This is a genomic window from Citrobacter sp. CK194 (genome assembly GCF_030333395.1).
GTDB classification, from domain to species: Bacteria; Pseudomonadota; Gammaproteobacteria; order Enterobacterales; family Enterobacteriaceae; genus Citrobacter_B; species Citrobacter_B koseri.
On sequence record NZ_JAOWGA010000013.1, the window covers coordinates 439589 to 466332 of the forward strand.

Consider the following 26744-nt stretch of genomic DNA (forward strand, 5'->3'; position numbering starts at 1 on the left):
ACACCTGCAATGCAAGAGGCTGCCAATGGCAGCCTCTTTTTTTATGCAACAACCGTGCGATTTACCGCACAACCAGCACCGGCAACGTAGCATGGCGGACAACGCTGGAGGCGTTAGAACCCAGCAAATGCGTGGTGATAGACGGATTGCGGGAGCCAATGACCACGACGTCCGCATTCAGCTCTTCGCCCAGTTCGTTCACCACATCCCGCACGTTACCAAAGCGGACGTGCTGCTTAATCCGGGAAGGGTCGATACTGAAATGACTCACCATCGTTTGCAGGCGAGTCTCTGCTTCGTGCTGCAAATGCTCCTCAAAACGACGAACGTCGGCGGCAAAGCGGTGCAGACTCAGGCTGGCGGAGCCCGGAAGAACATGCAACAGATGAATGACGCCATCCTGTTGCGCCAGAAACTCTGCGTGGCGCACGGCCTTGTCGCTAAGTTCCATTTCGAAAACATCAACCGGCATAATGATTGTCTTATACATACCCGTTTCTCCCTGTTAACTAATACTGAATTCATTCAAACATATAATAATATTTCTTTCTGGTATCTGCCCGGCACTTTTCATATCACAACGTTTCTTTACGACTGATTGATGCTTATGACCAGAAGCTACCAGCGTCGCTCAAGGTAAAGCACGGCCACGACGATAATCGCCATCATAATAAGAAATGCCAGCGTGATGAAAAGAGCCTCATTCATGACCGTACTCGCGGCAATGAAACGGATTAATTCTGGATGACGGGGAACGGGGGTGAACCAGGAGGAATGGGTGATTTTCGGAAAGAGGATGCAGGGAGCATCCTCTGTGTAAACGGGTGAACGCTTATCCAGATGGTTTAGCGCAGGTAGTCGCCCGCTGCTTCAGGCTGATATTCAAGCTCCAGCACTTCAAGGTGAGTGGACGCCCCGCCAGGCAGGTCCCAGTGAATGGTATCGCCGACGCGCAGGCCCAGCAATGCCGCGCCCACCGGCGCCATTACGGAAAGCTGCGTATTGCTGTCGGTCATATTCGCCGGATACACCAGCGTGCGCACGCGAATCTCGCCATCGCTGAGATTGCGGAATTTCACCCGACTGTTCATGGTGACGACGTCGTGCGGCATGGCTTCCGGCGAGCACATCTGGGCGCGATCCAGCTCCGCATTTAATGCGTCAGCAATGGGTAAACCAGCAAACGCAGGCTGCTCCAACAGGCGGTCGATGCGTTCGGCGTCGAGGTCGTTGATGATAATAGTTGGTCTGGACATTTGTTACTCCATGTCGTCGATGCTGCGAGTGCCGCAGGTAAATAATCCCAAAAGAAAACCCTCACCGTCAGGCGGCGAGGGTTTAGCTTTCATGATAATACTGAGACTTCCCCCTTCTTTGAAGTGATTTAGCTCACATTCGGGGAAATCCTCAATACGGTTGTCTTTGCGTAAATTTTAGTCGCAAGCCGTGATGGTTCTCAAGTTTGTATGCTGCCTCAGTAACCCGCTTTGTCAATCACAAACCGCTTCCCGCAATTGCCCGGATGGGGTTGCGATATAAACGAGGAAGCGGAAAGCGGATCGTTAATCCTGGCGGCGTTGAGCGAGAACTGTATTTCTGTCAGATAAGCCGGGTTCCCGTGGCAACTCAGTTTCACCGCCTTCACGTTTTCTTTCCCCCAGCTTTGGGCGACGGCGGCGTCAAACGCGGCGCGGCTGACCCTTTTCCCGTAATTTGCGGCCAGAAAATCGCCCAGCGCGCTGTGTTTTATCTCATGGTTCAGCCGTACCATTGTGCCGAAATAAACGTCTGGATCAAATCCAAAGCAGGCACCGTGCTTGGCGTATTCATAACGTTCCAGACAGGATTTTCCACCGGCTCCGGGCATGACCGCGCTGAGTTTTGCCGCGCTCTCCAGTGAAAGGCCGGTTTCAGGCGCGGCGCATTTACGGCTGGCGCGCGCTTCCGGCAGATTGGGGATCGGACGAGTCGCGCAGCCAAACCGCATCCAACGGCGCTCGTCCACGCCACGCGCGGCAACCGATCCCGGCAGACCTGGCCACAGACCGTGGACAGTCAGAAAATCAGCTTTGTTGGGAATCTCTTTCTGCTGACGGCACTCTTCGGGTTCCCGATGATCGCGCTCATGCTGACTTTGACAAAAACCGGTTTGCCAGGAGAGCGCCAGCACATAGCGGTCAAAATCAGCGTACTGTTTTGCCTGAAGTGGCTCAGCGTTAACGTTGAAGAGGGGAAGCAGGAATACCGCCAGGAGAGAACCATAACGCCATGTTGATTTCATGATGGATGCTGAAACTCATACAAATATTGAATACCACCTATTTAACCATAAAAAAAGCCAGTCAGGTTTATCTGACTGGCATGAGAGGGATAACGCGTTAGCCGTCATCCGGCATTATGTGCCGATGTTTAGTTCCACAGCGCCAGAATCGGCCAGCCAACCACCAGCAGCATGGTGATGTAGATAACCCCAAAGATCGCGCCGAGACGCCAGTAATCTTTGGATTTTACATAGCCGCAGCCGTAGATGATGACCCCCGGCCCTGTTGCATACGGCGTCAGGCAGCCCATGATACCGATAGACAGCACCAGCAGAATACAAAGTTGCTCCATCGGAACGCCTGGAATACCTTTACCTATCGCCAGAATGACCGGCAGCATGGTTGCGGTATGTGCGGACAGGCTGGCGAACAGGTAGTGAGCAAAGTAGAACACCAGTACCAGCACAATCACCGTTGCGTTAGGTGAGAAGCCTTCCAGATGGGCGCTCATTGTGGTAGCAAACCAGTCGATAAAGCCCGAACGGGTTAAACCGTTGGCCATGACAACCAGCGTCGCGAGGTTAACAAGGGTGTTCCACGCACTGTTATAACGCGTGATGTCTTTCCACGGCACAACGTGCAGCGCCAGCATCAGGGATACCGCCAGCAGGCCGACAGCGGTAGCATCAATCACTTCACCGCCAAATACCCACAGTCCGAGGCTGAGCAACACCAGACCGATCAGCGTCATCTCTTTGCGGGTCAGCGTACCCATCGTTTTTAACTCTTCGCCAGCCCATGCCGCAACTTCGGCGCTGTGGGTCACTTCGGGTTTGTAGAGTACGTAAGAGAGCCACGGTGCGACGATCAGCAGAATGATCCCTACCGGTAAGAAGCCCAGGAACCACTGCAACCAGCTGATCTGAATACCGGCAATTTTGCTGACGAATTCCAGACCCAGAACGTTAGGCGCCGCGCCGGTCACGAACATGGAAGAACTGAGGCTGGTACTGATGACCATCATCCACATCAAATAACCGCCAATGCGGCGCGCGGAAGGATCGTTTGGAAACGACTTAAACAGCGGCGGCAGGTTCTTGATTACCGGGAATACCGTACCGCCGGTACGCGCGGTGTTGGACGGTGTAAACGGCGCCAGCAGAATATCGATGATGACAATGGCATAACCCAGCGTCAGGGTGCGTTTACCCATGAATTTCACCAGGAAGAGCGCAATACGGCGGCCCAGACCGGTGACTTCATAGCCCAGCGCGAAAATGAATGCGCCGAACACCAGCCAGACGGTGGTGCTGGAGAAGCCCGCCAGCCCCCATTTCAGCGCCTGCTTGCCCGCGTTAAAGGCCGGGTCGGCCAGCTCTGAGGCATCAAATAACAGATAGTTGCTGCCGATAACGCAAATGGTCACCGCGATAAAACTGATCGCGGTGGCCGGAATCGGCTCCAGTATCATCCCGACGATCATCGCCACGAAAACGGCGAAGTAGTGCCATGCCTGAGGGGGCATGCCGTCCGGGACGGGGATCAAAAACATGATGCCCATAACGACTAATGGGGCCAATAACTTCCATATATTATCTTTAGATAAAGACATAAGTGATTCTCCGAAAAGGATCTTTCAATAATTATGTAAATGATTAACTTGCGAAATTTGTGCTAAAAACCAGGTGACGATCAGTAAGTCGGCGCTGCCGCCAGGGCTGAGGTTGCGTGCAATGCACTGCTGATCGAACCGGTGGAGATGTTCAAGATCGGCAGGAGAACGAATGCCTCCTTGCCGTAATAATGTTGTCGCCTGCTGTTGTATCCAGCGCAGGCCTTCCGCGCCGCCGCGTGATGCGACGTTGGTGTCGCCGTTCATTGAGATCAGCAGCAGCAGGGTGTCGAGCAGCGCCAGCTCGGGGTCGCGCCCCTGCGCCAGCAATGCGCGGTAGTGTGGTAAAGCATGGCGGATCACTAACGGGTAACCCGCTTCGGCTTCGCCGCGCGCGCCAGTTAACCCCAGCAGTTGGTACAAGCGTTGACCTGCGGTGAGTTGTTGATTGTTCTGTCGCAGTTCACGCTCGGTCAGACCCTGGCAAAATGTTGCGGCGGTCGAGCAGATGTTTGCAGGTGTGATCGGGGAATGCTGCTGGTGCAAGCGTCCGATGGCGGCGCACAGCAGTCCCAGGGAAAATATGCTGCCTTTATGCGTGTTAACGCCGGCAGTGGCGCGAAACATGTCGGCTTCGCAGGCCATACCTAATGGACGTAGCCCTTTCAGTACATCGTCTGACGGCAGCTGCGCGCAGCTCGCGCCATATTCGATAAAACGCGGCAGCCAGCCCTGAATGGCCAGCGCGCTGCGATGGAAATCTTCCAGCGCCATGTCTTTGTGCGCGCCGCAGTTAATGCGATCGACCAGACCCGGCTTGGGAGATAAATTGACCTCAGTCAGCATGGCGCGCCACGCCAGCAGGGCGTAGGCGTCAAGCAGCGTCTGAGGAATGGCGGCGGAATCAGTTGATGTGGCTGGAATCGGCATCATGCAGCAGCGCCTCCATGCGAATAAGTAAGTCGGAAAGCGCGTGGGTTTTCCCCCGGGCGCATTCAGCGGCGCTTTGCTCGCACAACAGGCAGCGGCGGGCAGGAAGCGAAAAATGACGGCGGGACAGAATGTCGCCTTCCGGCGTCAGCACATCGATATCCCATAAACGTCCCAGCGGGTGCTGATGCTCAAGCTCGATCGTGGCGAGCTTGAGACCGCGGGCCGGTGCCTCAATGGCGAGGAACCCTTCCGGCCCACTGGCTGAGGCCAGTGCAGCCTGCTCCCTGACAGACCAACCTGCTTTTTTCGCCACGGCGAGCAGGGCGGTTACGCCATGATTGAAGATTCGGCGAGTAAGCTCGCTGTCTTTAATCGGGCCGGGCGCCACCACGGTAAAGGAGACCAGTGGAGTGAGATGGCGCGTCAGCCAGGCGTGTTGCCGCGCTTGTCTCTCATCACGGCTGACGAGCAGCTCGGGAATGGAAACCGCATGGCGAGTGGCCTGTTCAGGGAGCAGGTGCATGGCTTATTCCTTCACCTGATGAACAACGTCAATGACCGAACCGTCGCGGTAACGCACTACGGCGATGACGCGATCGGTATATTCAATGGCGCGAGGTTGACCGGTGAGCAACTGCGCACGTTCACGCAGCCATTCAATGGAGACCACTTTCATTCCCGCTTCTTTCAGGCGTTCCGCCAGCTCCGGGCGCGCCGGGTTGACGGCGATGCCGTGGTCGGTCACCAGAATGTCGACGCTGGAGCCAGGCGTTACGCAGGTGAGCACGTTATCGACCAGCGTCGGGATGCGGCCGCGAACCAGCGGTGCGACGATGATCGACAGCGCGGCGGCAACGGCGGTATCGCAGTGACCGCCTGACGCGCCGCGCAGTACGCCATCGGAACCGGTCAGCACGTTCACGTTGAACTGGGTATCCACCTCCAGGGCGCTCAGCACCACGACATCCAGACGATCGACCGATGCGCCTTTTGAACCCCAGTTGGCGTACTGGTTGGCGCTGATTTCGATGTGATTCGGGTTGCGGGCCAGCGATTCTGCGGCGTTACGGTCGAAGCTCTGTACGTCCAGCAATTTGCGGATCAGTCCTTTTTCATGCAGGTCGACAATCGTGGCGGTAATGCCGCCCAGCGCGAAATCCGCGTGAATATCGCGGCTGCGCATTTTGTCTTCCAGAAAACGGGTTACTGCCAGAGAAGCGCCGCCGGTTCCGGTTTGCAGAGAGAAGCCTTCCTGGAAATAGCCTGAGTTGACAATCACGTCTGCCGCGCTGCGGGCAATTAACAGTTCACGCGGGTTGGTGGTCATACGGGTCGCATCTGCGCCAATTTTGTCGGCGTCGCCTACCTGTTCGATCTGCACGATGAGATCCACCTGATCCTGGGCGATACTGGCTGGATTATGCGGATACGGCAGCAGCGCTTCCGTCAGCAGAACAACCTGGCGGGCGTTTTCGGCATCCACTTTCGCATAGCCCAGCGAACCGCAGCAGGCTTTACCGGTGTAGCCGTTGGCGTTGCCAAACGGATCGCAGGACGGCACGCCGAGGAAGGCCACATCGATATTGAGCTCACCGCTTTGCACCAGATGGACTCGACCGCCGTGGGAGTGGATTTGTACGGGCTCATCCAGCAATCCGCGGGAGATCTCTTCCGCCAGGGGGCCACGCAGACCAGACGTGTAAATTCGGCTCACGACGCCCTGGCGAATATGCCCGACCAGTGGCGCGTGGCAATCGCTCAGCGAACTGGAGGCCAGCGTCAGGTTTTTAAAGCCCATGCTGGCGATGGTGTCCATCACCAGATTGATCGTCAGGTCGCCGCCACGGAAAGCGTGGTGGAAAGAGATGGTCATTCCATCCTGTAAACCAGAACGGCGGATGGCTTCTTCAAGCGTGGCGCACAGTTTTTTATCGCGCGGTTTTTGCGCCTGTAAATTCAGTTTCGAAGTGCTCTGAAAAGCGGAAAATTCGCTTTCGGCATGGCGACTCCAGGCCGCTACCCGTTCTTGTCGTTGAAGTTGTTCGATTTTCTGCGTCATTTTTTTGCCTTATTCTTCGCGAATGCCGGAAAGTTCTGCACGGGAGAGCACCAGACGGGCGCGTTCAATCACCGGGCTGTCTACCATTTTGCCGTTCAGGGAGACGACGCCGCGGCCTTCACGGGCGGCGGCTTCCGCGGCTTCCACGACCAGACGCGCATGGGCGACTTCTTTAAGCGTCGGGGCATACAGGTTGTGCAGCAGTTCAATCTGGCGTGGGTTGATGAGGGACTTGCCGTCAAAACCCAGCTGTTTGATGTGTGACGCTTCGTGCAGGAAACCCGCTTCGTTATTGGCATCGGAATAGACGGTATCGAACGCCTGAATGCCTGCGGAGCGTGCCGCCTGTAAAATGGAGCAGCGGGCAAACAGCAGCTCGGTGCCTTCCGGGGAACGTTCGGTACGCAGATTGCGCACATAGTCTTCCGCCCCCAGCGCGATCCCGATGAGACGTTCGGAGGCGTGGGCGATTTCAACGGCGCGGGTAATGCCCAGCGGCGACTCGATTGCGGCCAGCAGCCCGGTGCTGCCGGGTTCACGGCCGCAGGTTTGCTCAATGCGCAGGATCTCTTTCTCGATGTCGGTAACATCCTGAGCGGTGTCGGTTTTCGGCAAACGGACAACGTCAGCGCCGCCGCGAACCACCGCTTCAAGGTCGTTAATGCCCCATTCGGAATCCAGCGCATTAACGCGGACAATGGTTTCCACATCACGGTACAGCGGGTGTTGCAGGGCGTGATATACCAGACGGCGAGCGGTATCTTTTTCACGTAGTGCGACGGAGTCTTCCAGGTCGAACATCAGCGCATCGGCCGGGTAGATAAACGAGTTGCTGACCATCGCGGCATTTGCGCCGGGGACGAACAGCATGCTGCGGCGGGTGCGGGATTTACGTTGTTGCAGAGAGGCGGAAATCATTGGCGATCCTCCCACGGCAGAGCGGGGATGCCGCTGGCGCGAGCCAGTAACGCTTCCAGCCGCGCACGCAAAATGCAGTCCAGCGCGCCTTTGTCATCAACATTTAATTGCACGCCGCGGACGTTATAACGGGCAAGCACATCCAGAATGGTGGCGCGAATGGCGTCGCCAAACTGTTTTTCAACGCTGCTGTTGATTTGCAGGTCAATATCCTGCGTGTCGAGTGGAGCAATGCGAATCATCACATCACCGGACTCAAGTGTGCCAGCGACGGCAGCCTGGTCTATTTTCATTTTTCACCTGTTTCTAATGCGGGGGTCTTTTGGCGGACTACCGCGCTGGACGGGTTACGTTCAACCATGCCTTGCAGATAGTGCAGAGTGGGGTTGGGAACCAGCGGTGCGATAGCCGTGAGATCTTTTTTAACCAGCAGCTTGCGCACCCAGGAGGCGGAAATCGGCATCTCCTGGAAACACAGCCGCTCAATTTCCACCAGCTCGATGGGTGGGGCGGGAAGCGTTGGCGTCTCCAGCCAGTAGCGCATATCGTGGTTGTACTGGGAGGTGACGGTGCAAAACGGTTCCGTGCCGACAAAACGGTGTGTTACACCCAATGCTGGCGCCAGGTACTGGCGGAAAATCTTCAGGTCGATTTCGGTGTAACAGTGGTTAATGACGCTTTGTTCTTTGATGAAGTAGCACGGAAAGGTCGCACGCGAGATGATGTACTCGGAACCGCGATGCACAGTCAGGCGTGGAATATCCGTTGTTCCTTTGATCACCAGATCAAACCTGTCCTCGTACGGAAAACGCGACGTATCCTCTTTTACCAGGAACAGATGCAGCCAGTCGCACTGTGCGGCGGCCTGCTGGATCAGATAGCGATGCCCGTTTGTGAAGGGGTTGGCGTTCATGACGATACAGCCGATTTTTTTCCCGTCATGACGCAGTTTCGTTAAGGATTCAGCGTAGCGTTTCAGGCGCGTATTGCTGTTTTCCATGAGCACCATCACGCCAGGCACATCAGCCAGCGTTGAGAAGCCGCACTGTTTAAAGAGCGCTTCGTATTCTGTTTTGGTGTAGATGAAGAGGTGCGTACAGTGCCTTTCGTAGGCGAGGTTGATTAACTCTGTAGCCAGCGTCAGCGCCAGCCCTTCGCCGCGCACGGATTGGCAGATAGCAACGCATTTAATGATATTTCCGGCAATACCGCCGCAGGCAATAAGACGATCATCGCGCGTAACGGTAATAAAAACTTCGACGGTGGTATCTACGCTTAAATCATTCTCTTTCAGAAATTGCGTGATAACCGCCATCTTTTTATTTTCTGAGCGTTTCACTTGCGTGAATACATTATTACCGAACATAGTATTGAGCGTCCTGATGATATATTTTGTTGCCAGTTTTTTGCGTATGTTGTGTGTCGTTGCAACCTGATAACGTTTTGTTTTCAATTGGAGCGGTCGTTGTTTTTATTACGACGTATTTCTTTTTCTCTCTGTTGCCTACATCGTAAGGGGTATTTTGGTGGTAAATTTTGATTTATTTCACAAACACTTAGATGGTTTTTATGTGTTTAATGGTTTTAAGTTTTTTAATTAATTTAATAGCAAATTGCGCGGTGGGTTTTATTTGTTTAATTGATTTAAGGTGGGGAATCTGTAACGATCGCTATTAAATGCACAGCAGAAAGTTAAAACATTTTTATTACATATACGGGAAATGAGACGCTTACGCCAGCGAAGGAATAACAATGCCCGACCCAAAAAATAAAAAACGGTTTCTTTTTTTTCGTCAACTCGCGTTCCCGCTGCGGATTTTTCTGCTCATTCTGGTCGTTTCTGTTTTCATCATCGCCGCGTTAGCCCGCTATTTTTCCGCCAGCTTTGAAGACTATCTGGCATCGCATGTCAGGGATATGGCGATGAACCAGGCAAAAATTATCGCCTCTAACGACAGTATCATCACGGCCGTGAAACACCGGGATTACAGGCGGCTGGCGACCATCGCGGATAAACTACAAAGCGACACCGATTTTGATTATGTGGTCATCGGCGACAAAAACTCGATTCGCCTCTACCATCCTAACCCGGAAAAAATTGGTTATCCGATGCAGTTCACGAAACCCGGCGCGCTGGAGAACGGTGAGAGCTATTTCATCACCGGCAAGGGGTCTATTGGTATGGCGATGCGCGCTAAAACGCCGATATTTGACGACAATGGCAACGTGATCGGCGTGGTTTCCATCGGTTATCTGGTCAGTAAAATTGACAGCTGGCGACTGGATTTTTTACTGCCGATGGCGGGAGTATTCGTTCTGCTGCTGGTGGTGCTTATGCTGCTTTCCTGGTTTTTCGCCGCCCACATTCGCCGCCAGATGCTCGGGATGGAGCCAAAGCAGATTGCGCGCGTTGTGCGCCAGCAGGAGGCATTATTCAGTTCAGTGTATGAAGGATTAATTGCGGTCGACCCGGAAGGGCACATTACTGCCATTAACCGCAACGCGCGAAAAATGCTGGGGCTGCGTTCGCCGGGGCGGCAATGGCTGGGTAAGTCGATAGAGACGGTAGTTAATCCTGCGGACTTCTTCACACAGCAGATTGCGGAAAAACGCCAGGATGTGATGGCGAATTTCAATGGGTTGAGCGTTATTGCTAATCGTGAGGCCATTCGCTCCGGGGATGAATTACTGGGGGCGATCATCAGCTTTCGCAGCAAGGATGAAATTTCCACCCTGAACGCCCAACTGACGCAAATAAAACAGTATGTGGAGAGCCTGAGAACGCTGCGTCATGAACACCTGAACTGGATGTCGACGCTCAACGGTCTGCTCCAGATGAAAGAGTATGATCGGGTCAGGGAAATGGTGCAGGGCGAGTCGCAGGCGCAACAGCAACTGATCGATAGTCTACGCAGCGCGTTTGCCGATCGCCAGGTCGCCGGTCTGCTGTTCGGCAAAGTCCAGCGGGCGCGGGAGCTGGGGCTAAAAATGACGATCGTACCCGGGAGTCAGCTGCACCGACTCCCGGAAGGGCTTGATAGCACCGAATTTGCCGCGATTGTCGGCAATCTTCTCGATAACGCGTTTGAAGCCAGTTTGCGTACCCGGGAAGGGAATAACGTCGTTGAACTCTATTTGAGCGACGAAGGGGACGATGTGGTGATTGAAGTTGCCGATCAGGGATGCGGCGTTCCTGAATCTCTGCGCGAAAAAATATTTGAACAGGGTGTCAGCACCCGAACCGATGAACCAGGCGAACATGGCATCGGGCTGTATCTGATTGCAAGTTATGTGGGGCGCTGTGGCGGGGTGATTACGCTGGAAGATAATGATCCCTGTGGCACCTTGTTTTCTCTATTTCTTCCGAAAGTGAAAAAAAACGATGACGGAACCATTAACCCTATTGATCGTTGAGGATGAAACGCTGCTGGCGGAAATGCATGCGGAATATATCCGCCATATTCCCGGTTTCAGCCAGATATGGCTGGCGGGCAATCTGGCGCAGGCCCGTATGATGATCGAACGTTTTAAACCCGGGCTTATTCTGTTGGATAACTATCTGCCGGATGGGAAGGGCATCACGCTACTGCATGAACTGATGCAGGCGCGCTATCCCGGCGGAATTGTGTTTACCACGGCCGCCAGTGATATGGAAACCGTCTCCGAAGCGGTGCGCTGGGGGGCGTTTGATTATCTGGTGAAGCCGATTGCCTATGAGCGCCTGGGGCAGACGCTTACGCGGTATCAGCAACGCCGGCGTATGCTGGCGGGTAACGATAGTGCCAGCCAGCGGCAGATTGACGAGATGTTTAATGCCTATGCGCGAGGGGAGCCAAAAGGTGATTTGCCGACCGGGATTGATGCTCTGACGCTGAATGCCGTGCTGAAGCTGTTTAGCGACCCAGCGACGCGCCATACGGCTGAGACGGTGGCGCAGGCGTTGACGATCAGCCGTACCACATCCCGGCGGTATCTGGAGTATTGCGCCAGTCAGCATTTGATTATTGCCGAGATTATTCACGGAAAAGTGGGCAGACCGCAGCGTATTTACCACGGTTGAATTCGGGATTGACCAATCGCCCGGTGGCGCTGCGCTTACCGGGCCTACGGGTAAGTTTTGTAGGCCGGGTAAGGCGTTACGCCGCCATCCGGCGAATCGCCCGGTGGCGCTGCGCTTACCGGGCCTATGGGTAAGATTTGTAGGCCGGATAAGGCGTTACGCCGCCACCCGGCCAATCGCCCGGTGGCGCTGTGCTTACCGGGCCTACGGGGAGTTTTGTAGGCCGGAATAAGGCGTTACGCAATCGCCCGGTGGCGCTGCGCTTACCGGGCCTACGGGGAAGATTTGTAGGCCGGATAAGGCGTTACGCCGCCATCCGGCGAATCGTCTACAAATTACTTCGCTTAACCACCTGCTACAGCGGAAGAAGTGCCTGGCACCATCACTTCAGTTGCAATGATGACAACCAGCAGCCCGACCATAACCGGAACGGAAGTACGCTTCACCACTTCAAACGGCGAAATCTTCGCCATCCCTGCCACCGCAACGACGACGCCAGAGACCGGGGAGATCGTGCGCCCCAGATTTGAAGCCTGCAACATCGGAATGGACAGGTAAGCCGGATTAATACCGGAAGAGTGCGCCAGTTTGGGAATCATTTCGACAAAGGCATAGAAAGGCGCGTTACCGGAACCGGTGGTCATTGCCGCGAGCATGGTCAGGATCACCAGTACCAGCATGAGGATAATACTGGCGGAGCCAAACGAGGTGGCGATAGAGATCAGACTCTGGATGAAACCGATAGTGCTCAGCCCCTGAGCGAATACCCCGGCTGCGACCAGCAGCATCACTACGCCCGCAAATGCGTCAGCCATCCCGCGGTATGCGACTTCCAGACCGGAAAAGACTTTCTGTGTATTGAATCCGCGAATGAACTCCAGCACGGCAGCGAGCAGCATACAGATGACGAGAATAGTAATAATGTGCAGCTGCGGACCCCATTTACCATCAAAAACCAGAACGCCGATAATCGGTGTGAATGGCAGAATGGCGTAAAACGCCGGGGCGGTGGTGGTAATTTCGTTTACATCCAGCATTTCATGGGAGATGTTCTCTTTTTTATCCAGATAACGCTGCCAGAAAAAGTGGGCAATCGCCATACCGATAATGGCGGCAATGGAGATCGGCAGGGTTGTTTTAAAGGCAAAATCAATCAACGGCATCTCAGCCGCTTTTGCCGCCAGAACCACGTCGCCCGAGGTCGGAGAGAGGATGATCGCTGCGGGGGAAGCGCAGATGGCGGCGGCAGCGCCACGGCTGATCCCGACGTTAACCATCACCGGGAAGAGCGTTGCCATCAACAATACGCCAAGCCCTGTTGCCGAAGAGACCGCCAGCGACATCAGGCAGGCGACAAAATAGGCGGCGATCATCAGCAGGTAAGGTGAGTTAATGTATTGCAGCGGTTTGGAGGCCAGTTTTACAACCATGTCGTTTGCGCCGATATGCGTCATGTAGGCGGCGAAACCGCACAGCATCATGATCATCATACCGAGGTCGCCACCACGGCTCATCAACAGAATCTTAATGTATTCAACGATGTCCGTCGCGGTATAGCCGGTACTGGTTTCACTGGCGGGCAGGACTTTATGCCCCATTAACGCGCTGATAATCAGCAGCACCAGGCCGCCCACAAAGAGCACGCCGGTTGCCGAATAACCTTTAATGATGTAGCGCGCTACACCCACAATAACCATAACCCCAATAAGGAGTTCAATAAACGTTAGCATTGTTTCCCCTGTCGCCTGGACGCCCAGAAAGTAAGAATAAAAAAGGAACAGAAAGTGGTGGAAAATGTGCCGAATAAACCGCTTCCCCTTGCTGATTAAAATCAAGAAAAGGACGGATTAAACGTCCTGTGTTGTTATTTTTTCATGCAGGCAACGAATATGAAATCTCTCAGGCGAAAAATTTACGTAGAAACGTATTTGTTTTGTATTTGTTATTTTTATGGAAATGTAATGTTAACTGTGAGGTGGTGTACAGAATTATAACAGGCCAGATTCCCTTTCCTGATGATAAAAAGTTTCAGTAAACGGCGATGATCCGTATGAAATAAACGGGAAATAAGCGGGTTCGCTATTGCAAAGGGGAGTTTTCTGATTTTTCGTTACCTGTTTTTTGTTAAGATTCCATTCAGGTTCGTTTTGCTACGATCGGTATTGAACTCCAGGATGGTAATTAAGTTGTGATTGTCGCTAAAAAATATTTTCTTGTTCTTTCATTTCTCTTTGTGCAATTCGCCCTTCTGCCCCAGGCCTTTTCAGCAGATAAAGGCTGGTTTGATACGCTGAAAGATAATGTGTCGGAAACCTGGCAACAACCCGAGCATTATGATTTGTACGTGCCGGCCATTACCTGGCATGCGCGGTTTGCCTACGATAAAGAAAAAACGGATCGCTACAATGAGCGCCCGTGGGGGGCCGGGTTTGGTCAGTCACGCTGGGATGATAAAGGCAACTGGCATGGGCTTTACATCATGGCGTTTAAAGACTCCTTCAATAAGTGGGAGCCTATCGGCGGTTACGGTTGGGAAAAAACCTGGCGACCTCTGGCAGATGAAAACTTCCACATGGGGCTGGGATTTACCGCTGGCGCAACGGCGCGTGATAACTGGAAGTACATTCCGGTGCCGGTTCTGTTGCCGTTAGCCTCGATAGGCTACGGTCCGGCAACGTTCCAGATGACTTACATCCCCGGTACGTATAACAACGGTAACGTCTACTTTGCCTGGATGCGTTTCCAGTTTTGATGAGTGATATGCCTGGTTAGTGGTATATAAAATAGCGTTATAAAACAATAGGTAGTACAAAAAATCTAAAAAATAACGCGATATTTATCACTTTTTGGCAAAGTTGGACTGGACAAAATGCACCACAATTGATGTACTGGTACCCGACACAGCATTTGTGTCTATTTTTCATGTAAAGGTAATTTTGATGTCTAAGATTAAAGGTAACGTTAAGTGGTTTAATGAATCCAAAGGATTCGGTTTCATTACTCCGGAAGATGGCAGCAAAGACGTGTTCGTACACTTCTCTGCAATCCAGACTAATGGTTTTAAAACTCTGGCTGAAGGTCAGCGCGTAGAGTTCGAAATCACTAACGGTGCCAAAGGCCCTTCTGCTGCTAACGTAATCGCTCTGTAAGCATACGACAGCAAGAATTCCAAAACCCGCCAACTGGCGGGTTTTTTTATGCCCTTAATGCGCGGTGGATGCCGAAAACAGCCAAAACGCAAGCGCGGTCATGGCAAATGACCCGAGCAGGTTGACCAGTATATTCACCATCGCCCAGCCAAAACGTCCATCCTGAAGCAAAAAAACAACTTCCGCTGAGAAGGTGGAAAACGTGGTCAGGCCGCCGCAAAAACCGGTGGTAATCAATACCTTCCACATCGGATCAATATTCGTCATGCGACTAAATAAGGCGAAGCCCATACCGATGATGAAGGCGCCGATCAAATTCGCCGTCAGGGTGCCGAACGGAATGGACTGATGAAGCGGATTAAACCGCATACTCAACATCCATCTCGCTACGCTTCCTGTACCACCGCCAATAAAAACTGCTAAAAGGAGTTGTAACACTGAATATTCCTGCTATTTGATTGTATATGGGATGAGTGTAACGCCGAATAAACATCTTTGGCGAGTTTAACGAATCTGGTCGGAGGGGAGTATGCTCGTTGCAGCAGGACAATTCGCCGTGGCGTCGGTCTGGGAAAAGAACGCCGAAACATGCGTTTCGTTAATGTCTCAGGCGGCAGAAAATGGCGTTTCCTTACTGGTGTTGCCTGAGGCGCTGCTGGCTCGCGACGATCGCGATCCCGATCTGTCGGTTAAGTCCGCGCAGCTACTGGAGGGCGGATTTTTGCGCTGCTTGCTGCGTGAGAGCGCGCACAATACGATGACGACAATCCTGACGATTCATGTTCCTTCAACGCCGGGGCGGGCATTCAACATGCAGGTTGCGTTGTGCGGGGGAAAGATTGTTGCGCATTACGCCAAGCTGCATTTGTACGATGCCTTTTCGATTCAGGAGTCCCGCAGCGTTGATGCAGGCGACACCATTGCCCCGCTGCTGGATGTTGAGGGGATCAAAGTCGGGTTAATGACCTGCTATGACCTGCGCTTCCCGGAGCTGGCTCTGGCGCTGGCTTTGCAGGGGGCTGACATTCTGGTGCTGCCTGCCGCCTGGGTAAGAGGGGCGCTGAAAGAGCATCACTGGGCGACCTTGCTGGCGGCAAGAGCGCTGGATTCAACCTGCTATATCGTTGCCGCAGGGGAGTGCGGCAACAAAAATATCGGTCAGAGCCGAATCGTCGATCCGTTTGGCGTCACAGTAGCCGCTGCGGCAGAGACTCCGGCGCTGATTATGGCCGAGGTCTCCGCCGAGCGCGTCAGGCAAGTTCGGGCGCAACTTCCCGTTTTACGTAACCGTCGTTTTGCGCCACCGCAATTATTATGATGTTTTTTTAAACTAAGCTTGATTCACCTTGTTACAGATTGCTATTGTGTGCGCGCGTCGAATGACCGTTAATATTCTCAGGTTAATATGGCGCGTTAAGCCGCCTGATTTTAAGTCAAGAAGGTATCTATGGGTGAGATTAGTATTACCAAACTGCTGGTGGTTGCCGCACTGGTCGTTCTGCTGTTTGGTACCAGGAAGTTACGTACGCTGGGCGGAGACCTGGGCACGGCAATTAAAGGTTTCAAAAAGGCGATGAATGATGAAGACGCTGGCGCGAAAAAAGAAGCGGGCGGCGATATTCAGGCTGAGAAACTCTCTCATAAAGAGTGATCATGACGCGAGCAGGATGCTCCTTCACTGACTCTGAAGAGAAAAAACCCGCGTTTAAGCGGGTTTTTTATGCGTTAAATGTAAGCGAGTATTACTCGATTACTTCACTTCCAGTCCTTTCGCCTGCATGTCTGCATGGTAAGAAGAACGAACAAACGGCCCGCAAGCGGCATGGGTAAAGCCCATCGCCATGGCTTCGGCTTTCATCTCATCGAACTCTTCCGGGCTAACATAACGCTGTACCGGCAGGTGATGGCGGCTTGGCTGTAAATACTGGCCCAGCGTCAGCATGGTGACGCCATGACGGCGCAAGTCGCGCATAACCTCAATGATTTCAGCGTTGGTTTCTCCCAGACCGACCATCAGACCCGATTTGGTTGGGATTTCCGGGTGGGCCTCTTTGAAACGCTCCAGCAGCTTCAGCGACCAGTTGTAATCGGCGCCTGGGCGTACCTGACGATAGACACGCGGTACGTTTTCAAGGTTATGGTTGAAGACATCTGGCGGAGTGGCGTTAAGGATCTCCAGTGCGCGATCCATACGGCCACGGAAGTCAGGCACCAGCGTTTCAATTTTAATTGCCGGGTTTTTTTCACGAATCGCGGTAATGCAGTCAGCAAAGTGCTGAGCGCCGCCATCGCGCAGATCATCGCGGTCAACGGAGGTGATAACCACATAGCGTAACGCCATATCCGCAATCGTCTGAGCCAGTTTTAATGGTTCGTTGGTATCCGGGGCGACAGGGCGACCGTGGGCAACGTCACAGAACGGGCAACGGCGGGTACAAATCGCGCCGAGGATCATAAAGGTGGCGGTTCCGTGATTGAAACATTCCGCCAGGTTAGGGCAAGAGGCTTCCTCGCAGACAGAATGCAGGCCATTTTTGCGCATTGCCGCTTTGATGCCCTGGATACGAGTGGAGTCCGCTGGAAGCTTTATTTTCATCCATTCCGGTTTACGCAGCAGGGCTTCGCGCTCTGTTGCCACATTTTTAACCGGGATAAGGGCCATCTTATCGGCATCGCGGTATTTGACACCGCGTTCCATCACAATGGGTTTACTCATAGCGTGCGTGTTCCAGTTGCGAATAACGAAGGAAAGCGTTTCAATTCAAGGGAATGTTGTATTTATCAACTATTTTTGAATTAACTACAGGCAGTATATCATTGAAACGGGCCATAAAGCAGCCTGAGTGGTCGGCAAAATGTAAAATAGTTGTTGTTTTGTGCCATTTGCCCAACATCTCCTGTGACTAAGCAGCAACATCTCCGGTTCGAAACGCATCGCGTATTACATCAATAACATTCTCCAGCACCGGGTCACGCAAGCTTAATTTGTTGTAATGCAGCGAAAAGTCGATTCTCTCATCGCTCAGTGGCGCATAGGGAATGCGCTTGAGCGGCCAGCAACGGCTAAATAAGGTGTAGAACCGGGTAGGCATCATCCCCAGCAGGTCGCTGCTGGCGATGAGTGAGGCAATGGTGAAGATGTTGTAGCTGCTAAAGTTGATTTGTCGTTCAGGGAAGAGGTCCTGGATACGCTGACGCACCAGGCTGAAATTCTGCCCTTCGAGCATCAGCAGAGTATGGTCGACCGCTTTCAGCTTCTCTTCGGTTAGCGGGGCGGAAAGTGAAGGGTGATCCTGGCGACAAACCAGCTCAACAGTATCGGCAAACAGCACATGGTGATGAATGGCCCGACTACTGTAGATATGGGTATCGATGACCAAATCGGTCTGAAACTGGCTGAGCTGGCATTCGGCGTCGCTTACCGGAATGTTGCGTAACAGAAGCTGCGGATACCGGGATTTGATCGCCTGATAGATGGTTGGCATGACTAACGCCCCGATAGAGGGAGGCGTGCCTATCGTGATGGTGCGCTGTTTGTCGTAGCTGCCGGTCAGATCCAGCGCGCCCAGAATAGATTCCAGCCCCTGGCTAATATACTCATGCAGGTGGGTGGCATAGGCCGTCGGGGTCACGCCCTGGCCTTTACGGATAAATAGCGGGTCGGGAAATATAGCGCGTAATTTTTGAATAGACTGGCTAATAGCGGATGGCGTTAAATTAAGAATTTTCGCAGCATTGACGATGCCTTTATGAACGTATACCGCTTCAAAAATAGTCAAGAGATTAAGGTCAATATTTCTCAGCGTTCTGAAAATTTGAGGTTTGTCTTCTGGCCGTTGCTCGATTAGACGTCGTCCCGGCAGATTATTATCATTCACGCTCTCGCTCCGAATTTATTCACGTTATAAATAATAGTAGGGTTTATATTTATTGCATTTTTGATTTGGCTTAAATATCGCCTGAATGTCAATATCAGTAACAATTTCAACAGGGTAACAAACAGTACATTCGGATTTTAGCCACGGCGAATCCCCTCATTCTGATGGCTGATGAGGTTGCGTCATTGACGGTTTTAGCTTAGGCATAACGAAAATATAGAAACCGGGCGGAGAAGTAAAGCATTCAAGCAATATATAGTTAATGACCCATGAATTGCGTGGGTCATTATATTTTATTGATTAAGCAGGAATATATTCATGAGGTGGATTGTTTAGCAGGGCTAAAATATTGGCCAACAGGCGAGGGGCAATATTATCCGTCGTTGCGTTATTATCCCATTGCGATATTTTCGCCATTTCCATCCCGGCATAACCGCAAGGATTGATGCGTAAGAACGGAGAAAGATCCATATTGACGTTTAATGCCAGACCATGAAAAGAGCAGCCGCGACGGATTCGTAAACCCAGTGAGCAGATCTTTTTTTCTCCCACATAAACTCCGGGCGCATCGGCTCGCGGATGCGCATCAATACCCAGTTCGGCAAGCGTATTGACGACGGTTTGTTCCAGCAGCGTTACCAGCTCCCGCACGCCCAGCTTACGGCGTTTAAGATTCAGCAGAACATACATTACCTGCTGGCCGGGGCCGTGATAGGTGACTTGCCCGCCACGATCGCTCTGGATCACCGGAATATCGCCGGGCATTAATACATGCTCCGCTTTACCGGCCTGACCCTGGGTGAAAACAGGAAAGTGCTCAACTAACCAGATCTCATCGGGCGTGTTTTCATCGCGGGTATCGGTGAATTCGTGCATGGCCTGGGAAACGGGTTCGTAGGGCTGAAGACCGAGCTGGCGGACAAGAATTTTATCCTGATACAAAACGGCATCTCCGTAGAGAATGAACAAAAGAGGGAGAAAAGTATATCACAGCGGGGGAGGATGTTACCCGGGCAACGCCGGGTAACGAACGGATGTATTACAGCACCATACGAACGATATCGATATTACCCAGTTCTTCGTACAGTGTTTCAACCTGCTCGATATGGGTTGCGTTGATGGTGATAGAGACCGAGTGGTAGTTACCTTTGCTGCTCGGTTTTACCGTCGGGGAGTAATCACCTGGCGCATGGCGCTGTACCACTTCAACCACCTGATCAACCAGCTCAGGCAACGCCTGCCCCATTACTTTGTAAGTAAATGGCGTAGGGAATTCAAGCAGTTCGTTAAGTTTGGTTTTCATGTCAGCTCCGGCATTACATCAAAAAATAATAACTCCCACAGCGTGTGGGAGTTATCAGGATACTCAGTATATGGGGATGGAAATCACACTTTCAAGTGCTTAATTTTTAACCAAACCAGTGATGGAACATTAATTTAATGTAATCAATGATTTTGCTGAAGAAGTTACCTTCAGGAATTTCCTGTAGTACCACCAGCGGGCGCTGCTCAATGGTTTTGCCATCCAGTTGGAAGTTGATTGTGCCGACGACCTGGTTTTTCTGCAACGGGGCATGCAGTTCAGCCGTGTTCAGCACATAGCTGGCTTTCAGATCTTTCATGCGGCCGCGAGGAATGGTCAGATAGACATCTTTATCCACACCCAGCGAGGCGCGGTCGGTATCGCCAAACCAGGCCGGTTCAGAGGCAAACTCTTTCCCGACTTTCAGCGGGTTCACGGTTTCAAAGAAGCGGAAGCCCCAGGTCAGCAGTTTTTTGCTTTCTGTTTCACGACCTTTGTAGGTACGTCCACCCATCACCGCAGAGATCAGGCGCATCTGGCCTTCAGTTGCCGACGCCACGAGGTTGTAGCCTGCTTTATCCGTGTGGCCGGTTTTGATCCCGTCAACGTTCAGGCTGTTGTCCCACAGCAGACCATTGCGGTTTAACTGGCGAATCCCGTTGAAGGTGAACTCTTTTTCTTTGTAGATGGAGTATTCGTTTGGCACATCGCGGATTAACGCCTGGCCGATCAGCGCCATGTCGCGCGCAGAGCTGTATTGTCCATCAGCATCCAGGCCATGAACGGTCTGGAAGTGGGTGTTTTTCAGACCCAGGGCATTCACATAGCTGTTCATCAGCCCGACGAAGGCATCCTGGCTGCCGGCGGCAAAGTCGGCCATCGCCACGCAGGCGTCGTTGCCGGATTGCAGGTTAATACCACGGATTAACTGGGAAACAGGAACTTGCATACCCGGTTTCAGGAACATCAGGGACGAGCCTTTAAATACCGGGTTGCCGGTAGCCCAGGCGTCGTTGCCGATCGTCACCAGATCGGTTTCTTTAAATTTCCCTGCTTTCATCGCCTGGCCGATGACATAGCTGGTCATCATTTTGGTCAGGCTGGCGGGATCGCGGCGTGTATCCGCATTCTGTTCCGCCAGCACTTTGCCGGAGTTGTAGTCGATCAGGATATACGACTCCGCATCGATCTGCGGAACGCCTGGGATCATGGTTTTGATATTCAGGTCATCGGCATGCGCGCTTGTGATAAAGGCGGCGCAAAGAGCCGTGGTGAGCGCCATGCGCTGCATGAAACGAGCGGAAAAAGTGGTCTTCATGGTCTGAACTACGACGTCCGTGATGGAATTAAAAAAAGTGCCCTACTATAGCAAAAGCATAACCGGCAGGCATCTGACTTTCCGCGTGACTTTGTTAATGTCATTTACAGAAATTGACAATTCAGATGCCCTTTGCAGGCTACTGCGCGCTGGCGATAAAGGACTGTAACTGGGCTTCAGATTGCAGACGCTGCTGCAACGCGCTGGCTTCAGTTTTGCTGGCGAATGGCCCAAGCTGAATGCGCCAGACCGCGCCGTTTTGCATCACACGGCCCGGTACGCCAAACTGCTGGCTTAAACGCTGCTGGTACTGCTGCGCGCGCGTTTGATCGCTGACCGCGCCAACCTGAACCACGAAACCGCTGCTTGCGGCAGCCGGGGTTGGCGTCGGGGCAGCGACTGCGCCCTGAGTCGAACCAGGAGCCGTTACCGGCGCGGCGGGTGTCGCTGCGGCGGGTGTCGCTGCGGCGGGTTGTGGCGCGGGCGTTGCTTCGCTGCCTTCGAGCACCCCGGAGGCGAGCGTGGTCGGCGCGCCAAGGAAGCCGCTGCTGTTGACCGGTGCGCCGCTCGGGTCATCGCTTTTCAGCGTCGAATTGCTTATCGCCCGGACATCGCCTTGCGGCTGTACCGATTCCGGCGCGGAAGAGACGCTGCCCATGCCGCCGCTTAAATCAGGGCGCGCGGGCAGGGCGTAGGTCTGTTTCGCCACAGTCGTGCAGGCCATGCCTGGCCCTGACAGTGAACCGTCCTGCGCAACGATAATGGGATCAACGCGGACTTTGGTGTTATTCGACGTATTCAGACGATCGGCCGCCGCGCGGGAGAGTGAAATCACCCGATCGTTACCGTAAGGGCCGCGATCGTTAATGCGTACCACGATCATCCGGCCATTCGCCAGATTCGTGATTCGCGCATAGCTCGGGATCGGCAGCGTTGGATGCGCAGCGGTGAGCTGCATCGGGTCAAACGCTTCGCCTGATGCGGTCAAATTGCTGCCGGGTTCCGCATCATAAATGGCGGCAAGCCCGGCCTGGCTAAAGCGAGACGGGTCCTGGACAATTTTGTAGCTTCTACCGTCTCGTTGATAATCCTGATTTGCTGTCGGGCTCAGAGGTTCATAACGTGGCTCCGCCCCGCCGATCTCAACAATCGGCCCGTTACACACCGCAGGCTGCGGCGCGACGGCAACCTGCTGCTGACCATCATCACTCGAACACGCCGCGAGTAACATTATTCCTGCCGCGACGCAGACTCCTGGCAACTGCTTACGCATTGCGCACCCCTTACACGCTTTTCGACAACATTTTTCTGTGGGTGTGGATCGACATAACAATCCCGAACCCGGCCATCAGCACTATCAGTGCGGAGCCTCCGTAACTGACCAGCGGGAGTGGAACCCCTACAACGGGCAGAATACCGCTCACCATACCAATATTTACGAAGACATAAACGAATAATATCAACATTAAACCACCGGCCATCACGCGGCCAAAGGTGGTTTGCGCGCGGGCAGCGATCCACAGTCCGCGCATAATCAGCAGAATGTAGAGCGCCAGCAGGATTAATATTCCCACCAGGCCTAACTCTTCCGCCAGTACGGCGAAGATAAAGTCGGTGTGGCGTTCGGGTAAAAACTCAAGCTGCGACTGAGTGCCGTGCAGCCAGCCTTTACCGCGCAGGCCGCCGGAGCCAATCGCAATTTTAGACTGGATGATATGATAACCCGCGCCTAAAGGGTCGGTCTCCGGGTCGAGAAGCATCATGACGCGCTGGCGCTGATAATCATGCATCAGGAAGAACCACATGATCGGGATAAACGCGGCAATCAGCACCACCGCAATGCCGATTAAACGCCAGCTCAAACCAGACAAAAACAGCACGAACAGGCCGGAAAGGGCGACCAGAATCGAGGTGCCCAGGTCAGGCTGCGCGGCAACCAGCAGCGTCGGCATAAAAATCAATACCAGCGCGATAGCCGTGTTTTTCAGCGACGGCGGGCAGACATCACGGTTGATAAAGCGCGCCACCATCAGGGGGACGGCGATCTTGGCGATTTCAGAAGGCTGAAAACGGACGATCCCCAGATCCAGCCAGCGTTGCGCTCCTTTGGATATCGCCCCGAAGGCGTCTACCGCCACCAGCAGGATGATGCAGAAAATATAGAGATAGGGCGCCCATCCTTCGTAGACACGAGGCGGGATTTGCGCCATCACCACCATAATGACCAGACCCATCGCGATCTGACCGATTTTTCGCTCCATCATGCCAATATCCTGGCCGCTGGCGCTCCAGATGACTAATGAACTGTAAACCAGCAGCGCCAGCAGAATCAGTAACATCGTGGGATCGATATGGATTTTATCCCAGAATGTTTTTTTGTTCGGATTATCCGTCACGATTATTGGTCCTCCGCCGCTGCAACCGCCGGGTTTTCCGCAGGCAAATTGGTGTTGTTGTCGCCCAACATGATGTGGTCAAGAATCTGACGCATGATTGTACCGACAGCCGGGCCCGCGCCGCCGTTTTCCAGGATCATGGCGACAGCAACCTGGGGATTGTTATACGGCGCGAATGCCGTCATCAGTTTATGGTCGCGTAGTCGTTCAGCAATTTTGTGCGCGTTGTAGGTTTCGTTGGCTTTCAGGCCAAAGACCTGCGCCGTACCAGACTTCGCGGCGATTTTATACGGCGCGCTGGCGAAATATTTATGCGCAGTGCCGTTAGCGCGGTTTGCGACGCCGTACATGCCGTCTTTGGCGATTTCCCAGTAACCGGAGTGAATATCGCCGACAGGCGGTTCGTGCGGCTGTACCCACGGCACCTGTTTGCCATTCTCCGCCGTGCTCATCAGCAGATGCGGCACTTTTACCACCCCGTCGTTAATCAGGATCATCAGCGCTTTGCTCATCTGGATCGGGGTCGCCGTCCAGTAACCCTGGCCGATGCCCACCGGGATGGTATCGCCCTGATACCACGGCTTTTTAAAGCGTTTTTGCTTCCATTCACGGGTTGGCATATTGCCGGAACGCTCTTCAGCCAGATCGATGCCGGTATATTCCCCGTATCCAAATTTGCTCATCCACTCGGAGAGTCGGTCTATCCCCATGTCATAGGCCACCTGGTAGAAGAAGGTATCCGCTGACTCTTCAAGGGATTTGGTGATATTCAGATGACCGTGACCCCATTTTTTCCAGTCGCGGTAACGCTTCTCAGAACCCGGCAACTGCCACCATCCGGGGTCGAACAGGCTGGTATTGCGGGTGATCACCCCAGCGCTTAAAGCGGACACCGCGACATACGGTTTAACCGTTGAGGCCGGCGGGTAAACACCTTGCGTCGCCCGGTTAACCAGCGGCGTATTCGGGTCGTTGAGTAACCCTGAGTAATCTTTGCTGGAGATGCCATCCACAAACAGGTTCGGGTCGTAGCTCGGCATGGAAACCAGCGCCAGTACGCCGCCTGTCCGTGGGTCGGTTACGATCACGGCGGCGCGGCTGCCCGCCAGCAGCGTTTCAATATATTGCTGGAGTTTCAGGTCAATTGTGAGATGGATGTCATGCCCGGCCTGCGGCGGCACCTCTTTAAGCTGACGGATGACGCGGCCACGGTTGTTGACTTCAACCTCTTCATAACCCGTCTGGCCGTGCAGCACCTCTTCGTAATAGCGCTCAATCCCCAGCTTGCCGATATCGTGCGTGGCGGCGTAGTTGGCCAGCTTACCGTCTTTATCAAGGCGTTCGACGTCTTTATCGTTAATCTTCGAAACGTAGCCGATGACGTGGGTCAGCGCGGAGTTGTAAGGATAGTAGCGGCGCTTGTAGCCTTTCACTTCCACGCCAGGAAAACGGTACTGATTGACGGCAAAACGCGCGACCTGCACTTCGGTCAGGTTCGTTTTGACGGGAATAGAGGTAAAACGGTGTGAACGTGCGCGCTCTTTCTTGAACGCGGCAATGTCATCGTCGTTCAAATCGACCACGCTGCGTAACGCATCCAGCGTTTGCTGAACGTTATCGACCTTCTCCGGCATCATTTCTATCTGATAAATAGTGCGGTTGAGGGCGAGGGGGATGCCGTTACGGTCATAGATGATCCCACGGCTGGGGGCGATAGGGACCAGTTTGATGCGGTTTTCGTTCGAGCGGGTCTGGTAATCGGTAAAACGCACGATTTGCAGATTATAAAGGTTGGCGATGAGCACGCCGGTCAGCAGCAAAATACCCAAAAAAGCGACCAGCGCCCGGCGCACGAACAGCGCGGACTCAGCCGTATAGTCGCGAAAAGAATTCTGTAGTTTCATCCGCTGCTTAATCTACTCAAGGCTTAATAATCACTCACGGTGATAAGGGTGGTTGGTGGTAATGCTCCACGCCCGGTACAGACTCTCTGCCACCAGCACCCGAACCAGCGGGTGGGGGAGGGTTAACGCAGAAAGTGACCAGCTTTGTTCCGCCGCCGCTTTACAGGCCGGAGACAACCCCTCAGGGCCGCCAATCAGGAGACTGACGTCGCGACCATCCAGCTTCCAGCGCTCCAGCTCAGTCGCCAGTTGCGGCGTGTCCCAGGGTTTCCCTGGGATATCAAGGGTGACGATACGGTTTTTGCCTGCGGCTGCCAGCATCTGCTCACCCTCTTTATCGAGAATACGTTTAATATCCGCGTTCTTGCCGCGTTTGCCCGCTGGAATTTCGATCAGCTCAAACGGCATGTCTTTCGGAAAACGCCGGAGATACTCCGTAAAACCGGTTTGTACCCAGTCGGGCATTTTCGTACCGACAGCGACAAGTTGAAGCTTCACGCATTAACTCCAGAGTTTTTCCAGTTCATACAGGCGACGGCTCTCTTCCTGCATGACATGGACAATCACATCACCCAGGTCAACGACAATCCAGTCGGCTACGCTTTCACCTTCAACGCCAAGCGGCAACATGCCCGCCGCGCGAGATTCCTGTACAACGTGGTCAGCAATAGACATAACGTGACGGCTGGATGTACCGGTGCAGATAATCATGCAGTCGGTGATACTGGATTTACCCTGAACATCTAAGGTGATGATGTCCTGACCTTTCAGGTCATCAATTTTGTCGATTACAAAATCCTGGAGTGCTTTACCCTGCAAGTTTTCCCCCTGGGTATTACGGATGAATATAAATAAGCCTGTCAGTATACCTGAACCCGAGGCGATGTCGGGACTAATGTCATCAACGGGCGTTTAAAAGTGGGTTATCATCCCATCCCGCACAACAGATTGCA

Annotated in this window: 29 protein-coding genes; 6 read left to right on the plus strand and 23 right to left on the minus strand. The window is 53.3% G+C overall.

The window, feature by feature from the left end:
• Positions 1–61: 61 nt before the first annotated feature.
• From uspG to citC, 11 genes are all read right to left on the minus strand, one after another.
• Positions 62–490, minus strand: a complete 429-nt coding sequence (uspG, locus tag OGX80_RS04815; protein ID WP_024130553.1) for a universal stress protein UspG — start codon at positions 488–490, stop codon at positions 62–64.
• Positions 491–618: 128 nt separating this feature from the next.
• Positions 619–708 carry a small membrane protein YldA gene (gene yldA, locus OGX80_RS04820; protein ID WP_272917174.1) on the minus strand — a complete coding sequence of 30 codons (90 nt, stop codon included), beginning with the start codon at positions 706–708 and terminating at the stop codon, positions 619–621.
• Between the two features lie 137 nt (positions 709–845).
• Complete coding sequence (gene rnk / locus OGX80_RS04825) at positions 846–1256, minus strand: nucleoside diphosphate kinase regulator (RefSeq protein WP_012133377.1); 411 nt, start codon at positions 1254–1256, stop codon at positions 846–848.
• Between the two features lie 218 nt (positions 1257–1474).
• Complete coding sequence (gene rna, locus OGX80_RS04830) at positions 1475–2281, minus strand: ribonuclease I (protein WP_012133376.1); 807 nt, start codon at positions 2279–2281, stop codon at positions 1475–1477.
• Positions 2282–2409: 128 nt separating this feature from the next.
• Entirely contained in the window at positions 2410–3873 is a 1464-nt protein-coding gene (gene citT / locus OGX80_RS04835; protein WP_012133375.1) for a citrate/succinate antiporter CitT, read from the minus strand.
• A gap of 24 nt (positions 3874–3897) precedes the next feature.
• Complete coding sequence (citG, locus tag OGX80_RS04840) at positions 3898–4806, minus strand: triphosphoribosyl-dephospho-CoA synthase CitG (RefSeq protein WP_115181857.1); 909 nt, start codon at positions 4804–4806, stop codon at positions 3898–3900.
• The gene (gene citX, locus OGX80_RS04845) at positions 4778–5329 is read right to left on the minus strand and encodes a citrate lyase holo-[acyl-carrier protein] synthase (protein ID WP_058668754.1); all 552 of its coding nucleotides are present in this window, start codon (positions 5327–5329) and stop codon (positions 4778–4780) included. The genes citG and citX overlap by 29 nt, the downstream gene beginning before the upstream one ends.
• A gap of 3 nt (positions 5330–5332) precedes the next feature.
• On the minus strand, positions 5333–6865 hold the full coding sequence (citF, locus tag OGX80_RS04850; RefSeq protein ID WP_115181856.1) for a citrate lyase subunit alpha: 1533 nt from the start codon (positions 6863–6865) through the stop codon (positions 5333–5335).
• Positions 6866–6874: 9 nt separating this feature from the next.
• On the minus strand, positions 6875–7783 hold the full coding sequence (locus OGX80_RS04855) for an aldolase/citrate lyase family protein (protein WP_024130551.1): 909 nt from the start codon (positions 7781–7783) through the stop codon (positions 6875–6877).
• Positions 7780–8076, minus strand: coding sequence for a citrate lyase acyl carrier protein (gene citD, locus OGX80_RS04860; RefSeq protein WP_012133370.1), 297 nt, complete (start codon positions 8074–8076; stop codon positions 7780–7782). The genes OGX80_RS04855 and citD overlap by 4 nt, the downstream gene beginning before the upstream one ends.
• Entirely contained in the window at positions 8073–9149 is a 1077-nt protein-coding gene (citC, locus tag OGX80_RS04865) for a [citrate (pro-3S)-lyase] ligase (protein WP_012133369.1), read from the minus strand. Before citC ends, citD begins: the two co-directional genes overlap by 4 nt.
• A gap of 386 nt (positions 9150–9535) precedes the next feature.
• Here citC and dpiB point away from each other — a divergent pair, with 386 nt between their 5' ends.
• A complete protein-coding gene (gene dpiB, locus OGX80_RS04870; RefSeq protein ID WP_012133368.1) occupies positions 9536–11197 on the plus strand; it encodes a sensor histidine kinase DpiB in 1662 nt (553 codons plus the stop codon).
• Positions 11166–11843, plus strand: coding sequence for a two-component response regulator DpiA (gene dpiA, locus OGX80_RS04875; RefSeq protein WP_012133367.1), 678 nt, complete (start codon positions 11166–11168; stop codon positions 11841–11843). The genes dpiB and dpiA overlap by 32 nt, the downstream gene beginning before the upstream one ends.
• Before the next feature lie 344 nt (positions 11844–12187).
• Here dpiA and dcuC read toward each other — a convergent pair whose 3' ends face one another.
• Positions 12188–13573: an anaerobic C4-dicarboxylate transporter DcuC gene (gene dcuC, locus OGX80_RS04880; RefSeq protein ID WP_012133365.1), complete on the minus strand. Its 1386-nt coding sequence runs from the start codon at positions 13571–13573 to the stop codon at positions 12188–12190.
• A 458-nt stretch (positions 13574–14031) separates the two neighbouring features.
• On the opposite strand from dcuC, the gene pagP reads away from it, so the two are divergent.
• Positions 14032–14595 (plus strand): lipid IV(A) palmitoyltransferase PagP, encoded by a 564-nt coding sequence (pagP, locus tag OGX80_RS04885; RefSeq protein ID WP_012133363.1) that lies wholly within the window; start codon positions 14032–14034, stop codon positions 14593–14595.
• A 187-nt stretch (positions 14596–14782) separates the two neighbouring features.
• Positions 14783–14992: a transcription antiterminator/RNA stability regulator CspE gene (gene cspE / locus OGX80_RS04890; protein ID WP_000034825.1), complete on the plus strand. Its 210-nt coding sequence runs from the start codon at positions 14783–14785 to the stop codon at positions 14990–14992.
• A gap of 54 nt (positions 14993–15046) precedes the next feature.
• Here the strand turns inward: cspE and crcB are convergent, their stop codons facing one another.
• Complete coding sequence (crcB, locus tag OGX80_RS04895; protein ID WP_024130549.1) at positions 15047–15430, minus strand: fluoride efflux transporter CrcB; 384 nt, start codon at positions 15428–15430, stop codon at positions 15047–15049.
• Positions 15431–15521: 91 nt separating this feature from the next.
• On the opposite strand from crcB, the gene OGX80_RS04900 reads away from it, so the two are divergent.
• Both OGX80_RS04900 and tatE read left to right on the plus strand, forming a co-directional pair.
• A complete protein-coding gene (locus OGX80_RS04900; RefSeq protein ID WP_115181854.1) occupies positions 15522–16310 on the plus strand; it encodes a deaminated glutathione amidase in 789 nt (262 codons plus the stop codon).
• A gap of 129 nt (positions 16311–16439) precedes the next feature.
• Complete coding sequence (gene tatE, locus OGX80_RS04905) at positions 16440–16643, plus strand: twin-arginine translocase subunit TatE (RefSeq protein WP_012133359.1); 204 nt, start codon at positions 16440–16442, stop codon at positions 16641–16643.
• Between the two features lie 99 nt (positions 16644–16742).
• Here the strand turns inward: tatE and lipA are convergent, their stop codons facing one another.
• From lipA to rsfS, 10 genes are all read right to left on the minus strand, one after another.
• On the minus strand, positions 16743–17708 hold the full coding sequence (gene lipA / locus OGX80_RS04910; protein ID WP_047458196.1) for a lipoyl synthase: 966 nt from the start codon (positions 17706–17708) through the stop codon (positions 16743–16745).
• A gap of 187 nt (positions 17709–17895) precedes the next feature.
• Positions 17896–18870, minus strand: a complete 975-nt coding sequence (locus OGX80_RS04915) for a YbeF family transcriptional regulator (RefSeq protein WP_047458193.1) — start codon at positions 18868–18870, stop codon at positions 17896–17898.
• A 300-nt stretch (positions 18871–19170) separates the two neighbouring features.
• On the minus strand, positions 19171–19812 hold the full coding sequence (gene lipB, locus OGX80_RS04920) for a lipoyl(octanoyl) transferase LipB (protein ID WP_047458192.1): 642 nt from the start codon (positions 19810–19812) through the stop codon (positions 19171–19173).
• 97 nt (positions 19813–19909) lie between these two features.
• Positions 19910–20173 carry a DUF493 family protein YbeD gene (ybeD, locus tag OGX80_RS04925; protein WP_000850547.1) on the minus strand — a complete coding sequence of 88 codons (264 nt, stop codon included), beginning with the start codon at positions 20171–20173 and terminating at the stop codon, positions 19910–19912.
• A 106-nt stretch (positions 20174–20279) separates the two neighbouring features.
• The gene (gene dacA / locus OGX80_RS04930) at positions 20280–21491 is read right to left on the minus strand and encodes a D-alanyl-D-alanine carboxypeptidase DacA (protein ID WP_115181853.1); all 1212 of its coding nucleotides are present in this window, start codon (positions 21489–21491) and stop codon (positions 20280–20282) included.
• A 139-nt stretch (positions 21492–21630) separates the two neighbouring features.
• Positions 21631–22764 carry an endolytic peptidoglycan transglycosylase RlpA gene (rlpA, locus tag OGX80_RS04935; protein WP_115181852.1) on the minus strand — a complete coding sequence of 378 codons (1134 nt, stop codon included), beginning with the start codon at positions 22762–22764 and terminating at the stop codon, positions 21631–21633.
• Positions 22765–22774: 10 nt separating this feature from the next.
• On the minus strand, positions 22775–23887 hold the full coding sequence (mrdB, locus tag OGX80_RS04940) for a peptidoglycan glycosyltransferase MrdB (RefSeq protein ID WP_012133352.1): 1113 nt from the start codon (positions 23885–23887) through the stop codon (positions 22775–22777).
• A 2-nt stretch (positions 23888–23889) separates the two neighbouring features.
• The gene (gene mrdA / locus OGX80_RS04945) at positions 23890–25791 is read right to left on the minus strand and encodes a peptidoglycan DD-transpeptidase MrdA (RefSeq protein WP_071259763.1); all 1902 of its coding nucleotides are present in this window, start codon (positions 25789–25791) and stop codon (positions 23890–23892) included.
• 30 nt (positions 25792–25821) lie between these two features.
• Positions 25822–26289, minus strand: coding sequence for a 23S rRNA (pseudouridine(1915)-N(3))-methyltransferase RlmH (gene rlmH / locus OGX80_RS04950; protein WP_003022725.1), 468 nt, complete (start codon positions 26287–26289; stop codon positions 25822–25824).
• Positions 26290–26292: 3 nt separating this feature from the next.
• Complete coding sequence (gene rsfS / locus OGX80_RS04955) at positions 26293–26610, minus strand: ribosome silencing factor (RefSeq protein ID WP_012133350.1); 318 nt, start codon at positions 26608–26610, stop codon at positions 26293–26295.
• Positions 26611–26744 lie beyond the last annotated feature (134 nt).

Bases quoted from the DNA above. Each gene is read 5' to 3' on its own strand.
- uspG (WP_024130553.1), bottom strand. From the start codon at position 490: ATGTATAAGACAATCATTATGCCGGTTGATGTTTTCGAAATGGAACTT.
- yldA (WP_272917174.1), bottom strand. From the start codon at position 708: ATGAATGAGGCTCTTTTCATCACGCTGGCATTTCTTATTATGATGGCG.
- rnk (WP_012133377.1), bottom strand. From the start codon at position 1,256: ATGTCCAGACCAACTATTATCATCAACGACCTCGACGCCGAACGCATC.
- rna (WP_012133376.1), bottom strand. From the start codon at position 2,281: ATGAAATCAACATGGCGTTATGGTTCTCTCCTGGCGGTATTCCTGCTT.
- citT (WP_012133375.1), bottom strand. From the start codon at position 3,873: ATGTCTTTATCTAAAGATAATATATGGAAGTTATTGGCCCCATTAGTC.
- citG (WP_115181857.1), bottom strand. From the start codon at position 4,806: ATGATGCCGATTCCAGCCACATCAACTGATTCCGCCGCCATTCCTCAG.
- citX (WP_058668754.1), bottom strand. From the start codon at position 5,329: ATGCACCTGCTCCCTGAACAGGCCACTCGCCATGCGGTTTCCATTCCC.
- citF (WP_115181856.1), bottom strand. From the start codon at position 6,865: ATGACGCAGAAAATCGAACAACTTCAACGACAAGAACGGGTAGCGGCC.
- OGX80_RS04855 (WP_024130551.1), bottom strand. From the start codon at position 7,783: ATGATTTCCGCCTCTCTGCAACAACGTAAATCCCGCACCCGCCGCAGC.
- citD (WP_012133370.1), bottom strand. From the start codon at position 8,076: ATGAAAATAGACCAGGCTGCCGTCGCTGGCACACTTGAGTCCGGTGAT.
- citC (WP_012133369.1), bottom strand. From the start codon at position 9,149: ATGTTCGGTAATAATGTATTCACGCAAGTGAAACGCTCAGAAAATAAA.
- dpiB (WP_012133368.1), top strand. From the start codon at position 9,536: ATGCCCGACCCAAAAAATAAAAAACGGTTTCTTTTTTTTCGTCAACTC.
- dpiA (WP_012133367.1), top strand. From the start codon at position 11,166: ATGACGGAACCATTAACCCTATTGATCGTTGAGGATGAAACGCTGCTG.
- dcuC (WP_012133365.1), bottom strand. From the start codon at position 13,573: ATGCTAACGTTTATTGAACTCCTTATTGGGGTTATGGTTATTGTGGGT.
- cspE (WP_000034825.1), top strand. From the start codon at position 14,783: ATGTCTAAGATTAAAGGTAACGTTAAGTGGTTTAATGAATCCAAAGGA.
- OGX80_RS04900 (WP_115181854.1), top strand. From the start codon at position 15,522: ATGCTCGTTGCAGCAGGACAATTCGCCGTGGCGTCGGTCTGGGAAAAG.
- tatE (WP_012133359.1), top strand. From the start codon at position 16,440: ATGGGTGAGATTAGTATTACCAAACTGCTGGTGGTTGCCGCACTGGTC.
- lipA (WP_047458196.1), bottom strand. From the start codon at position 17,708: ATGAGTAAACCCATTGTGATGGAACGCGGTGTCAAATACCGCGATGCC.
- ybeD (WP_000850547.1), bottom strand. From the start codon at position 20,173: ATGAAAACCAAACTTAACGAACTGCTTGAATTCCCTACGCCATTTACT.
- dacA (WP_115181853.1), bottom strand. From the start codon at position 21,491: ATGAAGACCACTTTTTCCGCTCGTTTCATGCAGCGCATGGCGCTCACC.
- rlpA (WP_115181852.1), bottom strand. From the start codon at position 22,764: ATGCGTAAGCAGTTGCCAGGAGTCTGCGTCGCGGCAGGAATAATGTTA.
- mrdA (WP_071259763.1), bottom strand. From the start codon at position 25,791: ATGAAACTACAGAATTCTTTTCGCGACTATACGGCTGAGTCCGCGCTG.